The organism is Cellulomonas sp. P4_A2, assembly GCF_056402515.1.
In genome coordinates, this window is record NZ_JBFUHG010000180.1 from 1 (window position 1) to 389 (window position 389).

Consider the following 389-nt stretch of genomic DNA (forward strand, 5'->3'; position numbering starts at 1 on the left):
CGATACGGTAACGTTCCGCGCGATGCGGCGGTGTTCGAACAAATACCGCACAGCAAAGAGGCGGAAGTTCGTCTCGCGGCTCTAGGGGATCGATGACTGAGTATGGCCGGGGCCCCGGCTCCGAACCGTGGCATCCCGAGGATCCCCTCTATGGGGACCAGGGATGGGATGGCCAGCAGGCTGCCCACGGCCAGAGCCAGTACGGCGGACCGCAGCAGTCCTATCCGCAGGACCCCTATGCCCAGCAGCCGCCGCAGCAGATGTACCCCCAGCATCAGCAGCATCAGCAGCACCAGCAGTACGGAGCGCCGCAGGACCCGTACGGGCAGGACCCGTATGGGCAGCAGCGGCAGCCGCAGCAGCCGCAGCAGCCGCACGACCCGTACGCC

The 389-nt window shown here is 67.1% G+C and carries 1 pseudogene; it reads left to right on the plus strand.

What is annotated here, in order from left to right:
- Positions 1-92: 92 nt before the first annotated feature.
- A pseudogene (locus AC1DUE_RS20625) lies at positions 93-389 on the plus strand (hypothetical protein); the annotation flags it as partial.